Origin of the sequence: Butyrivibrio sp. AD3002, assembly GCF_000420905.1 — a bacterium.
Taxonomy (GTDB): Bacteria; Bacillota; Clostridia; order Lachnospirales; family Lachnospiraceae; genus Butyrivibrio.
This window is the reverse complement of sequence record NZ_ATVV01000013.1, coordinates 89196-111878: the sequence shown is the minus strand read 5'-3', so window position 1 is coordinate 111878 and position 22683 is coordinate 89196. Positions and strand designations below refer to the sequence as shown.

The 22683-nt window shown below is 35.5% G+C and carries 21 protein-coding genes; 5 read left to right on the top strand and 16 right to left on the bottom strand.

What is annotated here, in order from left to right:
* Window positions 1-6: 6 nt before the first annotated feature.
* From G596_RS0110530 to rpmH, 16 genes are all read right to left on the bottom strand, one after another.
* A complete protein-coding gene (locus tag G596_RS0110530; protein ID WP_022761810.1) occupies window positions 7-2163 on the bottom strand; it encodes an InlB B-repeat-containing protein in 2157 nt (718 codons plus the stop codon).
* Between the two features lie 31 nt (window positions 2164-2194).
* Complete coding sequence (locus G596_RS0110525) at window positions 2195-3010, bottom strand: MBL fold metallo-hydrolase (RefSeq protein ID WP_022761809.1); 816 nt, start codon at window positions 3008-3010, stop codon at window positions 2195-2197.
* Window positions 3011-3019: 9 nt separating this feature from the next.
* Window positions 3020-4090 carry a sensor domain-containing diguanylate cyclase gene (locus tag G596_RS23790; protein WP_022761808.1) on the bottom strand — a complete coding sequence of 357 codons (1071 nt, stop codon included), beginning with the start codon at window positions 4088-4090 and terminating at the stop codon, window positions 3020-3022.
* An 84-nt stretch (window positions 4091-4174) separates the two neighbouring features.
* Window positions 4175-5059 carry a DUF3881 family protein gene (locus G596_RS0110515; protein WP_022761807.1) on the bottom strand — a complete coding sequence of 295 codons (885 nt, stop codon included), beginning with the start codon at window positions 5057-5059 and terminating at the stop codon, window positions 4175-4177.
* Between the two features lie 62 nt (window positions 5060-5121).
* A complete protein-coding gene (gene serS, locus G596_RS0110510; RefSeq protein WP_022761806.1) occupies window positions 5122-6408 on the bottom strand; it encodes a serine--tRNA ligase in 1287 nt (428 codons plus the stop codon).
* 42 nt (window positions 6409-6450) lie between these two features.
* Window positions 6451-6963, bottom strand: coding sequence for a DUF4446 family protein (locus G596_RS0110505; RefSeq protein ID WP_022761805.1), 513 nt, complete (start codon window positions 6961-6963; stop codon window positions 6451-6453).
* Between the two features lie 10 nt (window positions 6964-6973).
* Window positions 6974-7864, bottom strand: a complete 891-nt coding sequence (locus G596_RS0110500; protein WP_022761804.1) for a ParB/RepB/Spo0J family partition protein — start codon at window positions 7862-7864, stop codon at window positions 6974-6976.
* 65 nt (window positions 7865-7929) lie between these two features.
* Window positions 7930-8694 (bottom strand): ParA family protein, encoded by a 765-nt coding sequence (locus G596_RS0110495; RefSeq protein WP_022761803.1) that lies wholly within the window; start codon window positions 8692-8694, stop codon window positions 7930-7932.
* A gap of 294 nt (window positions 8695-8988) precedes the next feature.
* A complete protein-coding gene (gene rsmG / locus G596_RS0110490) occupies window positions 8989-9726 on the bottom strand; it encodes a 16S rRNA (guanine(527)-N(7))-methyltransferase RsmG (protein WP_022761802.1) in 738 nt (245 codons plus the stop codon).
* A 56-nt stretch (window positions 9727-9782) separates the two neighbouring features.
* On the bottom strand, window positions 9783-11705 hold the full coding sequence (gene mnmG / locus G596_RS0110485) for a tRNA uridine-5-carboxymethylaminomethyl(34) synthesis enzyme MnmG (RefSeq protein ID WP_022761801.1): 1923 nt from the start codon (window positions 11703-11705) through the stop codon (window positions 9783-9785).
* A gap of 3 nt (window positions 11706-11708) precedes the next feature.
* Window positions 11709-13106: a tRNA uridine-5-carboxymethylaminomethyl(34) synthesis GTPase MnmE gene (mnmE, locus tag G596_RS0110480; protein WP_022761800.1), complete on the bottom strand. Its 1398-nt coding sequence runs from the start codon at window positions 13104-13106 to the stop codon at window positions 11709-11711.
* Between the two features lie 76 nt (window positions 13107-13182).
* A complete protein-coding gene (gene jag, locus G596_RS0110475) occupies window positions 13183-13974 on the bottom strand; it encodes an RNA-binding cell elongation regulator Jag/EloR (protein WP_022761799.1) in 792 nt (263 codons plus the stop codon).
* A 15-nt stretch (window positions 13975-13989) separates the two neighbouring features.
* Entirely contained in the window at window positions 13990-15282 is a 1293-nt protein-coding gene (locus tag G596_RS0110470) for a YidC/Oxa1 family membrane protein insertase (RefSeq protein ID WP_022761798.1), read from the bottom strand.
* A gap of 17 nt (window positions 15283-15299) precedes the next feature.
* Window positions 15300-15509, bottom strand: a complete 210-nt coding sequence (yidD, locus tag G596_RS0110465) for a membrane protein insertion efficiency factor YidD (RefSeq protein WP_022761797.1) — start codon at window positions 15507-15509, stop codon at window positions 15300-15302.
* Window positions 15481-15858: a ribonuclease P protein component gene (rnpA, locus tag G596_RS0110460; protein ID WP_022761796.1), complete on the bottom strand. Its 378-nt coding sequence runs from the start codon at window positions 15856-15858 to the stop codon at window positions 15481-15483. Before rnpA ends, yidD begins: the two co-directional genes overlap by 29 nt.
* 119 nt (window positions 15859-15977) lie before the next feature.
* Window positions 15978-16112 carry a 50S ribosomal protein L34 gene (gene rpmH, locus G596_RS0110455; RefSeq protein WP_022761795.1) on the bottom strand — a complete coding sequence of 45 codons (135 nt, stop codon included), beginning with the start codon at window positions 16110-16112 and terminating at the stop codon, window positions 15978-15980.
* Between the two features lie 486 nt (window positions 16113-16598).
* On the opposite strand from rpmH, the gene dnaA reads away from it, so the two are divergent.
* The 5 genes from dnaA (at window position 16599) to gyrB (ending at window position 22674) form a co-directional block, all read left to right on the top strand.
* Window positions 16599-17990, top strand: coding sequence for a chromosomal replication initiator protein DnaA (gene dnaA, locus G596_RS0110450; RefSeq protein ID WP_022761794.1), 1392 nt, complete (start codon window positions 16599-16601; stop codon window positions 17988-17990).
* Window positions 17991-18293: 303 nt separating this feature from the next.
* Entirely contained in the window at window positions 18294-19403 is a 1110-nt protein-coding gene (gene dnaN, locus G596_RS0110445; protein ID WP_022761793.1) for a DNA polymerase III subunit beta, read from the top strand.
* Window positions 19404-19407: 4 nt separating this feature from the next.
* A complete protein-coding gene (locus G596_RS0110440; protein WP_022761792.1) occupies window positions 19408-19629 on the top strand; it encodes an RNA-binding S4 domain-containing protein in 222 nt (73 codons plus the stop codon).
* Complete coding sequence (gene recF, locus G596_RS0110435; protein ID WP_022761791.1) at window positions 19626-20726, top strand: DNA replication/repair protein RecF; 1101 nt, start codon at window positions 19626-19628, stop codon at window positions 20724-20726. Before G596_RS0110440 ends, recF begins: the two co-directional genes overlap by 4 nt.
* Window positions 20727-20736: 10 nt before the next feature.
* Window positions 20737-22674: a DNA topoisomerase (ATP-hydrolyzing) subunit B gene (gyrB, locus tag G596_RS0110430; protein WP_022761790.1), complete on the top strand. Its 1938-nt coding sequence runs from the start codon at window positions 20737-20739 to the stop codon at window positions 22672-22674.
* The last annotated feature ends 9 nt before the right edge of the window (window positions 22675-22683 follow it).

Genomic DNA, 22683 nt, shown 5'->3' with positions numbered 1-22683 from the left:
ACATCTTTACTCCTCTGCGTTAACTATAGCTCCATTTCCACGATTTATAATTTGTCCCCCTGCTTCAACAATAGAACCATTCCATTCTTCAGTTTCCATACTTACTATGCATTTTATTGTTCCATAATTGATAATACTTGCATTAGAACCGACTTTTATCTTAGTGCGTTCTCCGATCGTTAGAGTAGCTCCAGGAAAAATAATTAGCATAGTATCAGTCATAGGATCTAATTCTTCATCCATTGTGGTGCCTACAAAAATGCTTCCTTCATGATCATTCGTACTAAATTTCACATCACCCTTTATTGAAGTTACACTCATCATCCATCCGTCACTGTCATAGCCTGTAATTGCTGTAGGAGTAACATATGTTACATCCACCTGAGCATTAGCAGTACCCATAGTAAATTCATAATCAAGAGTCCAAGGTTCTTCTCCCGTATTTGCACTGACATAGGTTGCTGTTTCTGAATTGCCGTTAACACTTATTGTTTTAGGATAATAATTATCATCCATCTTTACTCTGACTGTAACTTTCTGTCCGTAGGCTGCACTGGTTGCTGCCTCTCCGTTTACCAGTACACTCACAAACGAAGCATCTGCACCGCTCACAGATGTTGCAATATCATAGGTATTAAGTTTAAATATAGCGCTAACCTTTACATTACCTTCCGGCATCGTGAATGATTTTGTATTTCCATCTCCGGATGCTGTGACTGCACTGTTATCTGAAGTGTTTGTAATAGTCATCGAATCAAAAGAGTATCCTTCATTCGGAACGGCCGTTGCTGTAACCGAAGTTCCTGCTGTAAGTTCCCCTGAAGGACTGATACTAATGCTTCCCTGGCTGGTATCACATTCTGTTGTAACTGTGTACTTAGTCGGCTCTGGTTCAGGTTCAGGCTGAGGTGTATCCTCCTCCACCTTTTCAAATTTAACCGTTATTGTTACATCCTTAGCAGGCATATCAAACGTATATTTTCCATCATCTTCTTCTAAGTCCACCTGCTTAGAAGATACGCTCTTAACCTTATATCCATCCTTAGGACTAACTTTTATTGTTACACTCTTTCCCTCTTCTGCCTCAGATACCGTTGACTTTACTTTTCCGTCATCACTATCGAAATTTAGCGTAATCTTATACTTCTTTTTCTGCTGACTTCCTCCATCATTATTTTCAGCAGGAGGATCTTCTTCGGAAGGCTGCTCAACAACCGGGTTAGTATTTTCTGGTGTTGCCGGCTCCTGCGGGGTTTCAGGTTGTACAGTATTCCCCTGTCCCTGAGGTGTTACTGCCTGGGGAGGTGTGTTTGTATTAGTAACAGTTTGTGCCTGTGTAGAATTTCCGCCCCAATATGCATCATTATTTGAATTATTATCCTGGTCTTCTTTATTCTTATTTACTTTGTCCTGTAAATCTGAATTCGCTTGTTCTTCCTTATTTTGTCTATCTTTTGCGGACTCAGGAGTTACTCCTTCTGTGTCAAAACCGGCACCTTCCGCTTTATCTCTGGCATCAGGATCATTTGCAATCTCAATCCAGACAAAACCTCCTAAATCTTCGATAGTGGCTTTATCAGTATTAATTTTCACACTTCCGTCCTGGTCGCCTTGTACAGTAACCTTTTCACCGGGTCCTGCCTCTATATGCTGTCCATCGCTGGTTTCACCCTCTCCATTTCCATCGATGAAGACAATTTCTGTTGTATCACCGTTTTGCCTGGTTTGAATGATGGTTCCTCTGATACCCATCACCATGTTTGAGGTGCGAACATTCACGTTTTGTCCGCTTTTCAGTTTTTCAGAGACATTAAAATACATGTTTCCCGATAATACAAGGACCTCAAGATTATCACCCTTTTTATGTATTTCCGTTTCGCTTATGGCATCAAGCTTTACAGCCTTTTTATCATCAAGATTAAAATAGGCATAGCTTGCCTTATCAGTGCCAACATGATTACCGTTAAATAGTCTCATGTTATCGGTGGTCTTGAGCTCTGTCCCCGAACTATCGGTTACTTTTACTTCTCCCTCAGTTTTTGTCATTCTGATTGTGGATGCAACCGCTTCCTCAGCCATAACTTTATGCCCTGCAAAAATGGCTGTCATGGTTATGCTCAAGCACATTGCAAAAACTAATATTCTTTCTCCGGTAGATTTCATAGTGAAATTTTTACCTCCCCAAAAACTTCTTTCATAAAATATCTATTTTCATTCCTTTTTTTGCGTAGCTAATGTCAGTTTCTTTTAAACTGTCCTCCATTTTTTTGAGATCACTGTCATTATGCTTCGGATCGTGGTGAATAAGAATCATTTTCTTAGAGTTCGTAAGTTCTTTAAACTCTTTAGCCATCTTTAAAGTCGAATGACCGAATCCTTTTTTTGTTTCATACTCTTTTTCCGTATACTGTGCATCAAAAAGAATTAGATCTGCGTCTTTTGCAAAGCCCGTCAAATTACTTTCCGGCTTTGATTGCAGCTCGCAGTCAGTCATATAAACAAGCTTTTTCCCCAAATAGGTAATCTTGAATGAAAGACATCCCCCCGGATGATTTACTTCAGCTGCTTCTACAAGTATCTTTTCTTCTCCGTTTTGCAATTCAAGAGGAATTTCAAGATCCTTATAAATTATATTGGAAGGATATTCCGCAATGGTAAGTGGCCAGTAGGGTTTTGAAAATGCCTTTTCTATTTGATGTTCAATTGATTTTTCTTTTAATCTTTTTCCGAATAGTGTTATTGTCTTATCCTTTTTAGATAGTTCCGGAAAAAAGGGAAGTCCAATTATGTGGTCAAGATGTGGATGAGAAAGAATAATATAAACATTATCCTTATCCTTTAAATCAGGCGCATTAATTATTCCGGTTCCGGCATCCAGAAAAATAACCTGTTTTCCAAGTTCAACCATATAACATGAAGTTTCACCACCGTACAAGTTATATTCCTTTCCACTTACAGGAATAGAACCCCTTGCACCAAGAATAGTAACTGAAAAAATTTTTTCCCCCATATTTTCCCCTTATGAGTCTACCTTCTCATAGCCTTCTATCGTTTCCTTGATAACCTGATTTCGACCTGTTTCCTTGGCAATATACAATCTGGTATCTGCAACCTTGATATTATCTTCTACAGGTACTGCCGGATCCATTTCAGCACAGCCAAAACTCATGGTAATTTTGATATCAGTTCCTTCAAAGGTACATACTGAAGCTTCGATTCTTTTCCTGATTCTCTCTGCTACAAATGCACTCTGATCAAGATCTGCCTTAGCAAGGAAAATGATGAATTCCTCTCCTCCCCATCTGTAAACAGTATCTGATTCTCTGACACTTTCTCTTAAATTCTTCGCAACGTGCTCCAGTACGGCATCTCCCGCATTATGTCCGTAAGTATCATTTACCCTTTTGAAGTGGTCGATGTCACACATAATTACTGAAACAGTTACTTTATCATCGTCAGACCTCTGCATGAGTTTGAGATATTTAGATTTATAATCGCTATGAAGACCCATACGATTTCTAAGCTTTGTCAGCTTATCTGTCTGCGAGTCATCGAGGAAGGTATCCGCCTCAAGAGTAATCCCACAAACAACTGCTGCCAGAGATAGTCTTCTGACATCATGTTCAAGATCAAAGCCCTTGTCATCAAGCTTATTTATAGCCTGATAAGCGCCTATCATTTCTCCTTTGCAATTAAAACATGGAATTACTAGAATTGATTTTGTGGTATATCCTGTGGATTTATCCACTGAAGAATTGAAATCCGGACAATTGTACGGATCATTTGTTACGATTGGTTTTTTCTCTCTGATGGCACGTCCCACAAGACCTGTGTTCTCATCGATGATGATCTGATCTGTGCCAACAGCAGCATTGGTTATCAGCTTATGATTTATCTTATCCCATTTCCAAAAGCTGCATCTGTCTGCTTCTACAAGTGTTCTTCCAAGCTCAGCAAAAATAGAGAACAGTCCGAAATGATCGTTCCATCCTCCTTCTGCTTCTGCCGTACTCATCTTATTATACAAATCCTGTGTAATATCGAGAGTTCTGTTAAAAAGTGCACTTTGATCACTTTTATCACTATTCATATTATTATCCCTCATAATGCAACAAAACGATGTTACAGGAATATTTTACCATATTTTTATGAGGCAATACATGACATTAGTTTTTCATGCATCAGGATAATTGACAAATCCCTGCATCCATATAGTTCCTTTGAATCTTCTTCCCGGCATTGGTTCGCCCAGAAGATCCTTTTTATTTATACAAACATCAAATATAAGCTCATTGCAGTTGATAGTCATAATCTCAAGTGTCTGTCCTGTCAGGGAATTGGTTTCTTCATGGCATTCCATGATTTCTCCCATAACATTGTACTGATCACATTCAACACCGTGGGGCATGAAGTAGTTATCAACAAGCGTATAGATGTCAGTTGTCTTTATCTGCTTGGAAAGAGCACTATATGTATCCATATCATCTATGGAAAGAGTCTCCATAGCTGTTTCATCGCCTTTTCTGGCTTTATGCATCAGCTTTTCTCTTTCCCTGGTTCTCTTTTTTGCAAAACTTTTATCACTATCGGTTTTGGCGATAGGCATCATTATAGTTCCTTTAAGAGAAAGGGCTGACATCGTAAGCGTAGTTCCTCTTATGGGGAATCTGTTTTCATTCTGAACCTTGATATAAGGAATCATGTTCTGTAAATAAAAAATTACAGTTACTCCTACTCGAAGGTCATCACAAACTCCGGCATAGGATTCTCTACTTGCGTGTCTGGATACTGTTATATCTTCCTCCGTAGTGATACGGGTTCCTCTGATATATGGATAGTAATAGTCATAAAGGAATTTGTCCTGCTCATTAAATTCTCCGCAGACGCAAATTCCGATTCCGTCGGCGAAATCCTTGCAGAATTCCCCCAATAATTTTTCACCATCCTTAGTAACATAGGATCTTGAATCTGCCTGCTGAACAGTCATAGCTATAAGCTGCTGAATATCATCTCTGCTTTTGAAATTTTCAAAACCGATTGCTCTTAGGTAATTATGCATGGATTTCACCTCCTTTCCATTCCTTCATTTTTTCTCATTTATGAAGGCTATATTTTTATTTATTATTTTACAGGTATAAGTTTTTCCTTGCCGCCCATATAAGGTCTGAGTGCTACAGGCACATTAACAGATCCATCTGCATTGAGATTGTTCTCAAGAAATGCAATAAGCATACGCGGAGGTGCCACTACTGTATTGTTAAGTGTATGAGCAAGATAATTTCCATCCTTACCCTTGATTCTGATTTTCAGTCTTCTAGCCTGAGCATCTCCAAGGTTAGAGCAGCTTCCAACTTCGAAGTACTTCTTCTGTCTCGGAGACCATGCCTCTACGTCACAGGACTTACATTTAAGATCCGCAAGATCACCTGAACAGCACTCAAGTGTACGAACCGGAATATCCATGGAGCGGAAAAGATCAACTGTGTTCTGCCAAAGCTTGTCATACCACATTTTTGATTCTTCAGGCTTACATACAACGATCATCTCCTGTTTCTCAAACTGATGAATTCTATATACGCCTCTCTCCTCTATACCATGAGCACCTTTTTCTTTTCTGAAGCAAGGTGAATAGCTTGTAAGGGTCTGAGGAAGGTCTGCCTCTTCAATCTGCTGTTCCTTGAATTTTCCGATCATTGAGTGTTCACTTGTTCCAATAAGGTAAAGATCTTCTCCTTCAATCTTATACATCATAGCTTCCATCTCAGGGAAACTCATAACACCTTCAACAACATTTCCATGAATCATGAAAGGAGGAATGCAATAAGTAAATCCTCTGTCAATCATGAAGTCTCTTGCATAAGAAATAACAGCTGAGTGAAGTCTTGCTATATCTCCCATGAGGTAATAGAAACCGTTTCCTGCAACTCTTCTTGCAGCATCAAAATCGATTCCGTTAAATCTCTCCATAATGTCTGTGTGATAAGGAATTTCAAAATCCGGCACCACAGGCTCTCCGAATTTTTCAATCTCAACATTTTCGGAATCATCCTTACCAATCGGAACACTCTCATCAATGATCTGAGGAATGACCATCATGATTTTAAGAACTTTATCATCAACAATTTTCTGATTTTCTTCAAGGTCTGCAAGTCTCTTTGCATTAGCAGCAACCTCTGCCTTTTTCGCTTCAGCTTCCTCTTTCTTGCCCTGAGCCATCAATGCTCCGATTTCTTTGGAAATCTTGTTTCTGCTTGCACGAAGATCATCTGCTTCCTGCTGATTTTTTCTTCTCTCATTGTCGAGTTCTATAACTTCATCAACAAGCGGGAGTTTTTCATCCTGGAATTTCTTTTTTATGTTTTCTTTAACTACATCAGGATTTTCTCTTAAGAATTTAATATCTATCATTTTATTTTCCCCTTTTATTATTCTGCAGTTAATCGCAGATTATTATTTTCCATATTCCATCGCTTCATTCAAAGCAATCTGTTCTTCATCTCCAAGTTCCAGTTTACATTTTCCGTTTACTATTTCCTTGGAGTATGAGTAGCAACCATCTGTACTGTGTACTGAATTTAATAAGAAACCATTGTTATCTTCATCCAGAAGAGCTATTGAATATGAAAGCTGTCCACCCATTTGGTTGAAAGCATCATACTTGATTATTCCGACCTTTTGGAAACATGAAGCCAGGCGATCATATAATCTATTTATGTCTTTTTGATTCTTTTCTGTCGTTTTTCTGATAACTTGATTTTCTTCAAATAAAGCTACTATTTCATCTTCAAGGGAAGCTGCTTCCTTTCCCTTCATGAATCTTGAAATTTGATTCTTAATTGCTTTTATCTTATTACCCTGAATTATAACAATTATTAGCAGCACTATTATAATCACAAGCAGTGCCAAAAGTATATAAGCAATATCTATGTTTAGTCCTAACTGGTCAAAAAGATTACTGTTCATATTGCCACTCCTACCTGTAAAGTTTTTCTGTTATTTTTTCAAGATCATCTGTACTGTAAAACTCGATTTCAATTTTACCGGTTCCATCTCCCTTAGGTGATATTGATACCTTTGTTCCGATAGCCTGTGTACATTTTTCTTCAAGTTCTCTGTATGCAGATTCGACACTTGAATTAAGCTTATTTAGTTCTTTCTTTTTCTTAGGTTCTTTACCAAGATTCTTAACAAGCTTTTCTGTGTCTCTTACACTCATCTTTTGATCAAAGATTTGCTCGGCGATTTTTAATTGTTCTTCCTTATTTTCTATTGAAATAAGTGCTCTGGCATGACCGGTTGAAAGTTTACCGTCTATTACCATCTGACGAACTTCTTCACAGAGTTTCAAAAGTCTAAGTGAGTTAGTAATGGCAACTCTGCTCTTAGATACTTTTTCAGCAACAACATCCTGTGTATAGCCAAAGTCATCTATAAGCTTTTTATATGCAAAAGCTTCATCGATAGGATTAAGATCATCTCTTTGAATATTATCGATAAGAGCATATTCGGCAATTTCTTGCTCTGTGAGATTTTTAATAATTACCGGAACTTCTTTAAGTCCTGCCTTCTTAGCTGCGCGCCATCTTCTCTCACCACCGATTATTTCATAATGATCTTTTCTATCCTGAACTATCAGAGGATTTATAATTCCATGTTGTTTAATAGAATCTGAAAGCTCTAATAATTTATCTTCATCGAATGTTTTTCTGGGCTGATCTCTATTTGGTTCAACTTTAGTAATATTTACAATTACTACCTGTCCTTCTTCATTATCAGCTTCAACTTTTTTCTTAGATGCAGGTGCCGGAGCAATCAGTGCATCAAGACCTTTACCTAAACCTCTCTTGGTATTTTTCGGTGCCATTTATTTACCTCTTTCTATATATAATGTATCTTATGTTTCACGTGATACATCATATTGTAGTTACATTAAAATTTTCTTCCTATTACTTCATCTGCAAGAAGTCTGTATGCTTCTGCTCCTGCAGACTTTGTATCATATAGATTAATCGGAAGTCCATAGCTGGGTGCTTCTGCTAAGCGAATATTTCTCGGAATAATTGTTTTATAAACATTTTCTGAAATATGATCCTTAACATTTTCAACTACCTGCATTGAGAGATTAGTTCTGGAATCATACATTGTAAATATAACTCCCTCCATCTGCAATGAATTGTTCAATCTCTCTTTCACCAGATTAACTGTGTGAACTAACTGGCTTAATCCTTCAAGAGCATAATACTCACATTGAATGGGAACAAGTACTGTATCTGCTGTTGTCATTGCATTGATTGTGAGCATGCTAAGTGAAGGAGGGCAATCAATAATAATAAAGTCGTAATGATCTCTTATTTTCTCAATTGCTTTTCTCAAAATAAATTCCTTTTCTTCCATATCTATCAGTTCAATCTCAACAGCTGCAAGATTTACATTGGAAGGAATTATATCTACGCCATCTACAACATTTATATATAGTGCATCATCTACCTTGCAATCACCAATAAGTAATTCATATATTGTATTCTCTAATTGATTTTTGTTAAGGCCAAATCCACTTGTAGTATTACCCTGGGGATCTGTATCGATGACTAGTACTTTCTTTCCTTTTTCAGCAAGAGTTGCCGACAGATTAATTGATGTTGTTGTCTTACCCACGCCACCTTTTTGGTTTGCAATCGCAATCGCACGTCCCATACTTTTCTCTCCCTCTTCAGTTTTCTTTCTTAATCAACTTTTAAATTATAGCACAGTTTTATAGACACAGTTTCAAAATTATAATGTAAATTATCTTTATTTTTTATACAATATTCATCTAATTAATGTTTCACGAGATTTTTTTACTATATATTGGGTCTCTATGTTTCACGTGAAACTATTTATTGTGGGAATAAATTTTCATATAAAAATGTTTCACGTGAAACAAATAGTTGTCTTCCAAATCTGTAATACAATATATTGTATTATAAAATATATTTATGTTTCTAATGCTTATAAAGGTTTCTTTTGAGGGGTACCTGCTTTTCTTGGATACTTTGAAGAAGTCTTTTGAACTTTATCTATAATACATATCGTTCTCTTAATATCTGTATCAGGAAGACAAAATTCTTCTACAAGTTTTGTCTTGCCCCCTAAAAGAAAAATAGCATTTTTTGCATCAGCTACTTCCTCTACACCTTTATCACCTTTGTATGCAATGAAAGATCCTCCAACTTTCACATATGGAAGATCATATTCGCAAAGCGTTGATAATCCAGCTACTGCTCTTGAAACTGCAATATCAAATTTTTCTCTTAGCTCTCCATTTTTTGAATCCGAATAATCTTCTGCCCTGCCATGAACAGTTTTAATAGATCCTGATTCATTTAAGTTTAAACTATCTATTACTGTATCAAGAAATGTAATTCGCTTTTGAAGTGAATCTAGTAATGTAACATTCAATTTAGGAAACACTATCTTTAAAACAATACCGGGAAATCCAGCTCCGGTACCAACATCAATTAAAGATAAAGCTTCTTTCGAAAAATCAAAATATTTTGATGATGCTATAGAGTCAACAAAGTGTAACTTACAGACATCATCAAATTCGGTTATTGCAGTAAGATTAATTTTATTATTCCAATCAATAAGAAGTTCATAATAATCTTCAAATTGTTTTATCTGCTTATCAGATAATTTAATATTTAAACTATTAAAGTCTTTTATCATAGAATCAAAATTGTGATTCATAAAATAATCCTTTCAAATAACCATATATTGTGTTTCACGTGAAACAATTAGCAGAATTAGTGGTTTGAATTTTTTCTGTAGTTTTCAAGGTAAACTAATAATACAGAAATATCCGCAGGATTTACTCCACTAATTCTTGATGCCTGACCCACATTAACAGGTTTGAATTTTTTAAGGTTAGCACGTGCTTCAAGACGTAGACTTATTACATCGTCATAATCGATGTCAGCAGGAATCTTTTTATCTTCCATTTTCTTGAATTTATCTACCTGCCTCTGCTGTCTCTCAATATAACCTTCATACTTAATATTTATTTCAACTTGTTCTATAACATCCTTACTAAGTTCGGGCCTTTCCGGATCAAGTTCTGCAATATTGTAATAATTCAGCTCCGGTCTGCATATAAGTTCAGCTATAGATGCTGCAGTCTTAAGTCTTGGTGAATCATGTCTGTCCATAAAATCTTGAACATCCTTTGAAGCACCAACCTTGAGCTCTTTTAATCTTGCTGTTTCTTTTTCAATAAGTTCCTCTTTTAATAAAAGTGCTTTATATTTATCTTCTGGAATAAGACCAACTTCATAGCCTTTTTTCCTAAGTCTGATATCTGCATTGTCCTGACGCAGAAGTAATCTATATTCAGCTCTTGAAGTCATCATCCTGTAAGGTTCGAGATTATCCTTTGTAACAATGTCATCAACAAGAACTCCGATATAACCTTCTGATCTGTCTATGGAAAGGTATGGCTTTCCTAAGATTTGCATACATGCATTTATACCTGCATACAAACCTTGAGCCGCAGCTTCTTCATAGCCACTACTTCCGTTAAACTGACCAGCACTAAAAAGACCTCTTATTTTCTTTATTTCAAGAGTAGGATAAAGTTGTCCCGAACATAAACAATCATATTCGATGGCATAAGCGTTTTTTACAATTACACAATTTTCAAGTCCCGGAACAGATCTATACATTTGTATCTGAACATCTTCCGGCATAGAAGAAGACATACCATCAACATACATCTCATTTGTATGTGTTCCTTCCGGTTCTATAAAAACTTGATGTCTTATCTTGTCTGGAAATTTTACAACTTTGTCTTCTATTGAAGGGCAATACCTAGGACCTATGCCCTCTATAATGCCAGCATAAATAGGTGATCTATCTATGTTATTTCGTATAATTTCATGTGTTTTTTCATTTGTATATGTGAGATAACAATTATGTTGCTGCTTCTGTATATCATCAGGATTTGTATCAAACGAAAAAGGAACAACCGGTGTATCACCTGTCTGAATTTCCATTTTGGAATAATCTATTGTATTTCCATCCATTCTTGCAGGAGTACCTGTTTTAAATCTTCTGAGTTCAACACCACCATCAATAAGTGATTGTGATAAAAGATTAGAAGGCTGTAATCCATTAGGACCTGTATATGAAATAGACTCACCGCAAAGACATCTGCTTTTAAGATATGTTCCAGTGCATAATACTACTGCCTTACTTTTATAAGTAAGACCTGTTACAGTTTTTACTCCGGAAATCTTTTTTTCGTAACCTTCTTCAATTAAGTCTTTATCAGTAGAAATGTCATCATAAAGGATTTCCTTTATCTCAGCCTGCTTTACAGTAAGATTTTTCTGAGCCTGCAAAATCATTCTCATAGATTTTGAGTATTCAAGCTTATCTGCCTGAGCACGTAATGAATGTATTGCTGGACCCTTGGATTTATTAAGCATTTTGGATTGAAGATAGGTCTTATCAATGTTTTTTCCCATCTCACCACCAAGAGCATCAATCTCACGAACAAGATGTCCTTTCGAAGAACCACCTATATGAGGATTACAGGGCATGAAAGCAATATTATCAACACTTAAAGTGAAGATAATTGTCTTTAATCCCAGTCTTGCAGCTGCAAGTCCTGCCTCACATCCGGCATGTCCTCCACCTATTACTATCACATCATAATTATCAACTATCATTTTTTATTTACCCATACAGAATTTTGAAAAAATTTCTTCAACAAGATCATCATCAACTTCCTGTCCGATTATTTCCCCTAAGAAAGAATAAGCATTCATAAGGTCAATTGAATAAAAGTCTTCTGACATTGCTGCTTCGATACTTGACTGAACTTTTTTCAAACTGTCACATGTATTTAATAATGCTTCTTTTTGTCTAATATTTGTAATATATATTTCTTCTTTGGGAGCAATGTTCCCATTAAAAAACATATCAGTAATTATTTTCTTTAAATCTTCTATTCCTGTATCATCCACCATTGAAGTTTTGATTACAGGAATATCATTGCCGTATATTTTATGTATATCATTTTCGAGTATAGATATTCTGTCACTGATATCATTTTTATTAAGTAATACAATTGCATGATTATTGCTTATAATTTCTGATATTCTCTCATCGTTTGATATCTCATCATCTGTAGAATCAATGATATACAAAATAAGATCTGCACTTTGTGCCGACTGTACCGCCCTCTCAACACCAATCTTTTCTACTTTGTCATCTGTGTCTCTTATGCCGGCTGTGTCAAGAACTCTTAAAATAATATCATCGAGTCTAATAGTTTCTTCTATAATATCTCTGGTTGTTCCTTCTATATCAGTTACAATTGCTTTCTCTTCTCCGGCGAGTTTATTTAAAAGAGATGATTTTCCGGCATTTGGCTTTCCTATAATAACTGTTTTAATTCCTTCTTTTCTAATAATGCCTTCTTCGGAAGTACCTATCAGATAATTAAGGCGACTAATCCAGTCTTCATTCTTTTCTTTTAATCTTTCATCATATCCAGTCAGATCATAATTTTCAGGGTCATCTATTGCAGATTCAATGTATGCCATTTCATAAAGAATTTCTTTTCTTATTTCTTCTATTTTATTAAAAAGAATTCCACCAAGCTGCCTCTCTGAATTTTTCATTGAAAATTCATTTTGAGCATGGATGAGATCCATTACAGCCTCTGCTCTTGTAAGATCAATTCTACCATTCAAAAAAGCTCGCTTTGTAAACTCACCGGGTTCGGCAAGTCTACATCCATTTTTTATAAGAAGATTCAAAATGGATTCCATAATAAGTCGTCCACCATGAGAATTGATTTCAACCACATCCTCTTTGGTATAGCTTTTGGGTGCTTTCATTAATGAAACCATTACTTCATCAACTTTATTTTCATTCTCATCTACAATAAAACCATAGCTTATAGTATGAGAATCTTTATTTAATAATGAATGATTTCCCTTTGCATCAACATACAATTTACTTGCTATGCTAAGTGCCTTTTCACCACTAATTCTTATAATACCTATACCTGCATCTATCATAGCAGTGGCTATTGCACAAATAGTATCTTCCTTGAAGAACATATTATTATCCTCAAAAAGTAACAAGAGCTGCCAATTGAAATTATTTTAAATTCAATGGCAGCTCTAAGCATACAAATTATTTCTTAAGAGTTACAACAACTCTTCTAAAAGGTTCCTCACCTTCACTGTGAGTTGTTACATACTTATCAGCCTGAAGAGCCGAATGAATAATTCTTCTTTCATAAGGATTCATAGGCTCAAGTGAAACTGACTGTCTGTTTTTACGAACCTTGTAAGCAATGTTCTTAGCAAGATTCTCAAGAGTTGCTTTTCTTCTGCTTCTGTAATTTTCTGTATCTACCTTAACATGAATATAATCTTCACTGCCTCTGTTTACAACAAGAGAAATAAGATACTGAAGAGAATCGAGTGTCTGTCCTCTCTTACCGATAAGAACACCCATCTCATCTCCGGAAAGTTCAACTTCAAGAACTTTATCTGTCTCATTATACTTGGCATCAACAGTAACCTTCATGTTCATTGCGCCAAAAACATTTGCAAGGAATTCCTTAGCTCTGTTAATAAATTCATGATCATAAACATAAGAAATCTGTTTTTCTTCTGTTTTTTCTTCCTTCTTAACTTCAGGAGCTTTTTCTTCCTTAACTTCTTTTTTCTTAGGCTTTTCTTCTTTTTTAACTTCTACTTTCTTCTCTTCTACTGTTTCTTTTACTTCCTGCGTTTTTTCTTCAGAAGCACTCTTTACTCTTGCTCTTATTACAGCAGGTTTAACATTTAAACCAAGAAATCCTGTGGATCCTGTAGAAATTACTTCATATTCAAGATTGTCGCTTGTTACCATAAGCTGTGCGCATGCTTCAGTTATGCATTCATCAACAGTCTTTTTTGAAATCTCGATATATTCCATTTTTTTTATCCCCTATCAATTATTTTTCTGATCAAATTCTTTAACCATATTTGCTCTGGCAAGAAGACTTTTTTTGTTAGCCTTGCCGGACTTATAAATCTCGTCAGCTTTTTTCAAACCCTCTTCCTTCTCCTGTTCAGAACGAGTTGAAGTATAAGAATTCATTGTTCTTGTATTTACATTTGCAAAGCGATTCATCTGAGGAGTAGATTTCATTTCCTCAAGTTTTTTATTATACTTTTCCGTATTCTTTGCAATCTCAGCATCTATGTCCATCTTATCAATATGCTTGTTAATGAATATCTGCTGAATTGTACGTACTACAGCACCTGCAATCCAGTAAATACCAAGACCTGCAGGGAATGAAAATGTAAAGAACAGAGACATCAAAGGCATCATCATGTTCATTGTCTTCATGGAATTTGCCATCTGAGCTGCCTGATCATTAGGGTCATTAGACTGCTGTGCAGGCTGAGGCATAAGTTTAATGCTTATCCACTGTGTAAGACAAGAAAGAACAGGAATAATAAGAGCAACAATAAATAACCCAAATGACTTATTATGCCATGCATTCTGAACCATGAAAGTAGGTGAATCACCTATATTAAGACCTAAAAAGCTATTGTACTTATTAAGTAATGTATGAGTACTTGTTATTGAATCAGAAAGATTGCCAAATTTTTCAGTAAGTGAAGCCCAATCAGCAGAAGATGCTTTATAAAGGACATCAATAAATGTATTCTCAATGTGAGATACATCACCTGATAAAAATGCATCTGCCTTAAACTGCTTTGAGTACTGTGAAGCACTTGAAAGAGTCTGCAGGAAATCGCTTGCACCTGCAGTATTTCTGAGCTGCTCTACTAAAGGATAGAAAGAATTCTTAATCTGACCAACATAAGCAGGCATTGAATAAATTACACGATAAAGAGCAACCATTATAGGAAGCTGAATAACAAGCTGAACACAGCTACCTGTCTGTGAAACACCATACTTAGCATAAAGAGCTTTTATCTCTTCCTGCTGAGCAAGCATGGAATCATTATCTTTTTTTCCTTTGTACTTAGCCTGAATAGCCTGAAGCTCAGGATTCATTCTGGCCTGAAGCTTAGAAAACTTCTGCTGCTTATAGGTAAGCGGCATAAGAAAAAGATACATTATAATAGTAAATAAAATAATAGCAAGACCGGTACTTGGAATACCAATCTTATCAAGAACTATGAAAATCCAATTCATTATGTGACCAAGGACCCATGCGATAGGACCGACAATTTTTCCCTGGTACTGTGTTAACGCAACAATGTTCAAAACCAACCCTCCGATACTTACGGTACAGGATCATAACCACCGTTGGAAAAAGGATTACATCTTATAATTCTCCAGGCAGCAAGCAAACTTCCTTTAATAGCACCGTATTTTTCTATTGCTTCTAATCCGTACTGCGAACAAGTCGGAATATACGGACATTTTGTTCTCTTCATTGGAGAAACATACTTTTGATATAGTTTAATCAGTAATATCAGTATTTTCTTCATCTTGCACCTCATCGTTTTTTCTTAGATGAGACTTTCCGGCCAAATATAAAAAGGATTTTTCAATATCAAAATAACTTGCATCCTTTGCACGGGATCTGGCCACGACTACTATATCTAAACCACTATTAAATATATTTTCGTGTAGTCGGTAAACTTCTCGAACTAGTCTTGCAAACCTGTGCCTTACAATACTGTTCCCAACTTTCTTGCTAACTGAAATTCCGAGTCTGTTCATATCGGTTTGATTCTCTCTGAGATAAACAACAATATTCTTATCTGCGTAGCTTTTACCGGTTTTATAAACAAGCTGAAAATCAGCAGTCTTTTTTAAACTTTCTGTTTTTTGCATTTAATCAATCCATTTAATGTGCTCTTCTATGAGCAACATAATTCGTAGAAATATGAAAATACGCGAATATGCATCTATGCACATTCGCGTAACAAGACCACAACATTATGTGGTCCTTATTATGCAGATATTTTCTTTCTACCCTTAAGTCTTCTGGCAGCAAGTACCTTTCTGCCTCCCTTAGTTGCCATTCTTGCTCTAAAGCCGTGAACACGAGCTCTCTGAAGCTTATGCGGCTGATAAGTTCTCTTCATAGTCGAAATACACCTCCTTTTACTATCTATTTAGCAAATAAAATAATTGTCTGAATCAGAAAAAATCGTTGTTATTATAATAAAATTAAGCATTTCCGTCAAGTAAAAAAAATATTGTGGATAACTTATAAAAAAGTTTTAAAAAAAATGAATCAACATATGGTGTAAAAAAAAGTTATCCACATCTAAATGTTGATTTTGTGGATAAATTGTTATTATCTGTAAATTTATTTTTTTTATCCACAAAATGTGGATTAGATGTGGAAAACATTTCCGATAAAAAAATCACAATTTTAAAAAAGTCAGTAATAATGCGCCTTAAAGGAAGTGAATAATTAATAGCTACTTTTCCACTTTTCCACTCTATGCATGATTATTATTATCATGAAAAATTTTTTTATAAAAAGTTATCCACAATTTCTGCCTGTTTGATATTTATTTTTCCATAGGATAAAATAAACTCTAAACTTACTATGGGAGAAAGTTATGGAAAAAGCTACAGAAATAACACAAAAACTGGCTGATAATTTTGAAAGCCTGAAAGAAGAAATCAGAGTGGAGCTTGGTATGACAGCTATTTCTTTTGATACCTGGATCAAGCCCCTGTCATTTTATAAATATGATAACGGTACTGTTATTATTCTAATCCCCTTTGATGATACCAACTTTTTAAGTTATATAGAGAGAAAATATCAGAAATTCTTTAAGGTAACTCTCTCTGAGTTTCTAAATGAAAATGTTGAGATAGAATTTCTTTTGGAAAAAGATGCTCATATTAATAATGAAGAAACTACTTCAAAAAATGAAAATGAGACTAAAATAAATCAGAACAACTACGAATTTTCAGGACTTAATTCAAAATACATTTTTGATACATATGTAGTAGGTGGAAATAACAGATTTGCTTACAATGCATCTCTTGCAGTAGCTGAATCACCGGGAGAAGCTTATAATCCTCTTTTCCTTTACGGAGGACCCGGTCTTGGTAAGACTCACCTTATGCATGCAATCGGACATTTCATTATTGAAAACCATCCTAATTTTAAGGTTTTATATGTTACTTCAGAGCAATTTACAAATGAAGTTATTGAATCTATCAGAAGTGGTAAAGCTGAAGCAATGAGCAGACTTCGTGATAAATATCGCACAGTGGATGTTCTGATGGTTGATGATGTTCAGTTTATTATAGGAAAAGAAAGTACTCAGGAAGAATTTTTTCACACCTTCAATGTACTCCATCAGTCCGGTAAGCAGATCATTATTTCATCAGATAAACCTCCGAAGGAAATGGAGACTCTTGAAGAAAGATTCAGATCCAGATTCGAGATGGGACTCATTTCAGATATTCAGGCTCCCGATTATGAAACAAGAATGGCAATCCTTAAAAAGAATGCTGAAAGCTATTCAAAACACATAGACGATGAGATATTTGAATACATTGCTACCAATATCAAATCTAACATCAGAGAACTTGAAGGTGCTTATAACAAAATAATCGCCTTTTCACGTTTAAATAATGTAGAGATTACTTTAGACAATGCAAAAGAAGCTCTTAAGGATATTATTTATCCAGATGTATCCAAGGTTATAACAATTCCTCTTATTATAAGTACTGTTTGCGAACAATACGGAGTTAAGCAGGAAGATATCGCTTCAAAGAAAAGAAATAAAGAAATAGTTCTTCCAAGACAGATTGCTATGTATCTTGCCAGAGAACTTACAGATTCTCCGCTTGAAGAGATAGGAAAATCCTTGGGCAAAAAAGATCATACTACTGTAATGAGCGGTATTAATAAGATAAAGGATCTTTTATCCGTGGATGAAGATCTAAGAAGAAACCTTGATATTATTAATAAGAAACTAAACCCTTCAGTGTGATAAAGTGGATAACTCAGTTTATAAATACTTTATAAATTGTTTATAAACTGGGGATAGGAGTGGAAAACTATTTTATAGTCTCAAATCGCAAAATTTGGCTTGTGTACAACAATTTACTTTTCAACATTAAATTTTTATTTATCAACTATTAAAAATTTGTAAATAAGCCAGATAAATTGTATAATAGATAAGGATTTCCACATATCAACACCTATTATTATTTATATTATTAAATATTATTAATTTATTATATATATGGAGATATGTGCATAATTTTATCTCGTTGAAGGGAGTTTTTAATTCATGAAGTTCGTTTGTTCCAAATCAAATCTTATTGCAGGATTGCAGATTGTATCCAAGGCTGTTCCCAATAAGACAACAATGTCAATTTTGGAGTGCATTCTTGTAGATGCAACAGAGGGAGTAATTAAGTTCATCGCTAATGATATTGATCTTGGAATTCAGACAGAGCTTGATGGTAATATTATCGAGAGAGGTTATATCGCTATTGATGCAAAGATATTCTTTGATATCATCAGGAAGCTTCCTGACAGTGATGTTACCATAGAAGCTGATGCAAACGGTAAGGTTACCATAAGCTGTGAAAAGGCAAAATTCAGTATTGTAGGAAGAAATGCCGATGATTTCACCTATCTTCCCAATATAGAGAGAATAGACGGAATATCAGTATCTCAATATACTCTGAAAAATATTATTCAACAGACTATATTTTCTATTGCGGAAAACGATGCCAATAAAATGATGAGCGGAGAGCTTTTTGAGATAAATCAGGATACACTCAAACTGGTTTCTCTTGACGGACATCGTATTTCTATCCGAAAAATTAAACTTCAAAACAGTTATGAATCAAAGAAAGTAGTAGTTCCCGGTAAAACTTTGTCTGATATAAGCAAGATTATATCTGATAGCACAGAGAACAATGTTGATATCTTCTTTACAGATAAGCACATTTTGTTTGAGTTTGACAGAACTATTGTGGTTTCAAGACTTCTTGAGGGTGAGTATTTCAATATTGATCAGATGCTTTCAAGTGATTATGAGACCAAGATGACAATATCAAGAAAAGAAATGCTTGATTGCATCGACAGAGCTACTCTTCTCGTAAAAGAAGGTGATAAAAAGCCGGTTATCATCTCTATTACTGACGAAAAAATGGAATTGAAGATAAATTCAACCATTGGAAGTATGGATGAAGAGATTGATATAGAAAAGCAGGGTAAAGATCTTATTATAGGCTTTAATCCTAAGTTTTTGATTGATGCCCTCAGAGCAATTGATGACGAAAGTATTGATATTTATATGGTTAATCCCAAAGCTCCCTGCTTCATAAGGGATAAGGATTCAAATTATATTTATCTTGTACTTCCTATTAACTTTACAACAGTGAGCTAAGAAAATGGAAAAGATAACAGTTAATTTAAGAGATGGAGACGAATTTATAAAGCTTGGACAGGCTATGAAAAAGGCCGGTCTTGAGGAATCCGGTGTTGATGCAAAAATTGATATTCAAAACGGTCTTGTGAAAGTAAACGGTGAAGTTGAAACAAGACGTGGACGTAAGCTTTATAGCGGGGACACTGTTGAGTACGAAGGTGTTCAGGTACAAATTGAGAAATGATAATAAAATCATTAGAACTTACAGATTTTAGAAATTACGAGAATTTAAAAATTGAATTCAGCAGCGGAACCAACATTCTTTATGGTGATAATGCTCAGGGAAAAACAAATATTCTTGAAGCAATTTTTCTTGCTGCTACTACTAAGTCTCATAAGGGAAGCAAAGACAAAGAGATAATTTCCTTCGGTAAGGAAGAGGGACATATAAGAACCATTATTGAAAGAGATGGCGCTTCGTACCGTGTGGATATGCACCTTAGAAAAAGTAAATCCAAAGCGATTGCTATAGATTCACAAAAAATAAGAAAAGCTTCCGATCTGGTAGGAAGATGCAATGTTGTATTTTTTTCTCCAGAAGATCTTAGTATCATAAAAGATGGTCCGGCAGAGAGGCGAAGATTTATGGATATGGAGCTTTGCCAGCTGGATCAAATTTATTTAGAGAATCTTGCAAAATACAATAAGCTTATAACAGAAAGAAATAAAGTATTAAAAGATATGTTTGAACATCCTGAAAACAGTGTTTTACTAGATGTTCAGGATAAGCAGCTTCTTGAATACGGATCTGTAATAATTAAATCCAGGGAAAAATTCATAAAGGATTTATGCGAAATAATAGATCCAATTCACAATAAGCTTACCGGTGGAAGAGAAAAACTGAAAATTTACTATGAACCCAATGTAACTGCTTCGGAATATGAAAATAAACTGGCTTCATCGAGACAAAAAGATATTTATCTGAAGCAGACGACAGTAGGACCTCATAAAGATGATTTTTCATTTAATGTAATTACAGAAAATGTTCCCGAAGAAATAGATATCAGAAAATACGGATCACAGGGACAACAGAGGACAGCCTCGTTGTCGCTTAAGCTTTCGGAAATTGAAATTGTAAAAAAATCAAAAAAAGAAAATCCTGTTCTCTTACTTGATGATGTTTTATCGGAGCTTGACAGCAACAGACAAAATTATCTTTTAAACACAATTGGAGATATTCAGACAATCATTACTTGTACAGGATTAGATGAATTTGTTAACAACCGTTTTGAAATAGATAAGGTATTCAGAGTTGTGAACGGAAGTATACCTGAAGAATAAGAGGATAAAAATGAGTAACGAAGGAAACAATTACGGTGCGGATCAAATACAGATACTTGAAGGACTTGAGGCAGTAAGAAAAAGACCCGGAATGTACATTGGTACAACTGCAGCAAGAGGACTTCATCATCTGGTATATGAGATTGTTGATAACTCAGTAGATGAGGCACTTGCCGGATTCTGTGATCATATTGAAGTTAATATAAATGCAGATAATACTATCACTGTCATGGATAACGGACGTGGTATTCCTGTTGATGTTAACCATAAATCAGGACTTACCGGAGTTGAAGTAGTATTTACAATTCTTCATGCCGGCGGTAAGTTCGGCGGTGGCGGTTATAAAGTATCCGGAGGACTTCATGGAGTTGGAGCTTCTGTAGTTAATGCCCTCTCCGAGTGGCTTGAAGTTGAGGTAATGAGAGGCGGAAAAATATATCAGCAGCGATATGAGAGAGGAAAAGTTTGTTTTCCTCTTAAAGAGATCGGAACCACAGAAGCAGAAAAGTCAGGAACAAAGGTATCTTTTAAACCTGATGCCCTCATTTTCAAAGAGACAACTGTCTTTGATTTTAATGTATTAAAACAAAGGCTTAGAGAAATGGCGTTTCTTACAAAGGGACTCAGTATTACTTTAAGAGATTATCGCGTAGCTGAAGGAGAAGAAATTATCGAGCAGAACTTCTGCTACGAAGGCGGTATCAAGGAATTTGTGCAGTATCTCAATAAGAGTAAGACTGTTCTTTATGATCAGATTATGTATTTTGAGGGAAATAAAAACAATGTTCAGGTGGAAGTTTCTCTCCAGCATAATGATTCATTTAATGAGAGCACATATACATTCGTTAATAATATAAATACTCCTGAGGGAGGAACTCATCTTGAGGGCTTCAAGGTTGCACTTACGAAGACCTTTAATGATTATGCAAGAGAAAAGAAGATGCTCAAGGATAATGAGGAAAATCTCACAGGTGATGATATCCGTGAGGGTCTTACCTCAATTATCAGCGTAAAAATTGAAGATCCTCAGTTTGAGGGACAGACCAAACAAAAGCTTGGAAATTCTGAGGCAAGAGGTGCAGTTAACAGTATTGTTTCTGAACAGCTTACGTATTTCCTTGAACAGAATCCTCAGGTTGCCAAGGTTATACTCGAGAAAGCTATTCTTGCTCAGCATGCAAGAGATGCTGCAAGAAAGGCAAGAGATCTTACAAGAAGAAAATCAGCCCTTGATGGACTTGGACTTCCCGGAAAGCTTGCGGATTGTTCCGATAAGGATCCCAAAAATTGTGAGATTTTCATAGTTGAGGGAGATTCCGCGGGCGGATCCGCAAAGACTGCAAGATCAAGAGCAACACAGGCTATTCTTCCGCTTAGAGGTAAAATTCTGAACGTTGAAAAAGCAAGAATAGACAAAATATACGGAAATGCTGAAATTAAGGCAATGATTACTGCCTTTGGTACAGGTATTCATGATGATTTTGATATCGAAAAGCTTCGTTACAACAAAATCATTATTATGACTGATGCCGATGTTGACGGTGCTCATATTGCAACACTTATGCTCACTTTCCTTTACAGATTTATGCCTGAGCTTATTAAAACAGGCCATGTTTATCTTGCTCAGCCTCCGCTTTACAAGCTTGAGAAGAACAAAAAGATCTGGTATGCATACAGTGATGAAGAATTAAATAAAATCCTCAACGATGTAGGACGAGATCAGAATAATAAGATTCAGAGATATAAGGGACTTGGAGAGATGGATCCCGAACAGCTTTGGGAGACAACCATGGATCCCGACAGACGAGTACTTCTTCGTGTAAATATTGATGAGGAAGCTGAATCTGATATTGATGTTACGTTTACAACACTTATGGGTGACAAAGTAGAACCCAGGCGTGAATTTATTGAGAAAAACGCGAAATTTGTTAAAAACCTTGATATTTAAGAGGATAAA

Coding starts and splice junctions, on each gene's coding strand:
- G596_RS0110530 (WP_022761810.1), bottom strand. CDS start 2,163: ATGAAATCTACCGGAGAAAGAATATTAGTTTTTGCAATGTGCTTGAGC.
- G596_RS0110525 (WP_022761809.1), bottom strand. CDS start 3,010: ATGGGGGAAAAAATTTTTTCAGTTACTATTCTTGGTGCAAGGGGTTCT.
- G596_RS23790 (WP_022761808.1), bottom strand. CDS start 4,090: ATGAATAGTGATAAAAGTGATCAAAGTGCACTTTTTAACAGAACTCTC.
- G596_RS0110515 (WP_022761807.1), bottom strand. CDS start 5,059: ATGCATAATTACCTAAGAGCAATCGGTTTTGAAAATTTCAAAAGCAGA.
- serS (WP_022761806.1), bottom strand. CDS start 6,408: ATGATAGATATTAAATTCTTAAGAGAAAATCCTGATGTAGTTAAAGAA.
- G596_RS0110505 (WP_022761805.1), bottom strand. CDS start 6,963: ATGAACAGTAATCTTTTTGACCAGTTAGGACTAAACATAGATATTGCT.
- G596_RS0110500 (WP_022761804.1), bottom strand. CDS start 7,864: ATGGCACCGAAAAATACCAAGAGAGGTTTAGGTAAAGGTCTTGATGCA.
- G596_RS0110495 (WP_022761803.1), bottom strand. CDS start 8,694: ATGGGACGTGCGATTGCGATTGCAAACCAAAAAGGTGGCGTGGGTAAG.
- rsmG (WP_022761802.1), bottom strand. CDS start 9,726: ATGAATCACAATTTTGATTCTATGATAAAAGACTTTAATAGTTTAAAT.
- mnmG (WP_022761801.1), bottom strand. CDS start 11,705: ATGATAGTTGATAATTATGATGTGATAGTAATAGGTGGAGGACATGCC.
- mnmE (WP_022761800.1), bottom strand. CDS start 13,106: ATGTTCTTCAAGGAAGATACTATTTGTGCAATAGCCACTGCTATGATA.
- jag (WP_022761799.1), bottom strand. CDS start 13,974: ATGGAATATATCGAGATTTCAAAAAAGACTGTTGATGAATGCATAACT.
- yidD (WP_022761797.1), bottom strand. CDS start 15,509: ATGAAGAAAATACTGATATTACTGATTAAACTATATCAAAAGTATGTT.
- rnpA (WP_022761796.1), bottom strand. CDS start 15,858: ATGCAAAAAACAGAAAGTTTAAAAAAGACTGCTGATTTTCAGCTTGTT.
- rpmH (WP_022761795.1), bottom strand. CDS start 16,112: ATGAAGAGAACTTATCAGCCGCATAAGCTTCAGAGAGCTCGTGTTCAC.
- dnaA (WP_022761794.1), top strand. CDS start 16,599: ATGGAAAAAGCTACAGAAATAACACAAAAACTGGCTGATAATTTTGAA.
- dnaN (WP_022761793.1), top strand. CDS start 18,294: ATGAAGTTCGTTTGTTCCAAATCAAATCTTATTGCAGGATTGCAGATT.
- G596_RS0110440 (WP_022761792.1), top strand. CDS start 19,408: ATGGAAAAGATAACAGTTAATTTAAGAGATGGAGACGAATTTATAAAG.
- recF (WP_022761791.1), top strand. CDS start 19,626: ATGATAATAAAATCATTAGAACTTACAGATTTTAGAAATTACGAGAAT.
- gyrB (WP_022761790.1), top strand. CDS start 20,737: ATGAGTAACGAAGGAAACAATTACGGTGCGGATCAAATACAGATACTT.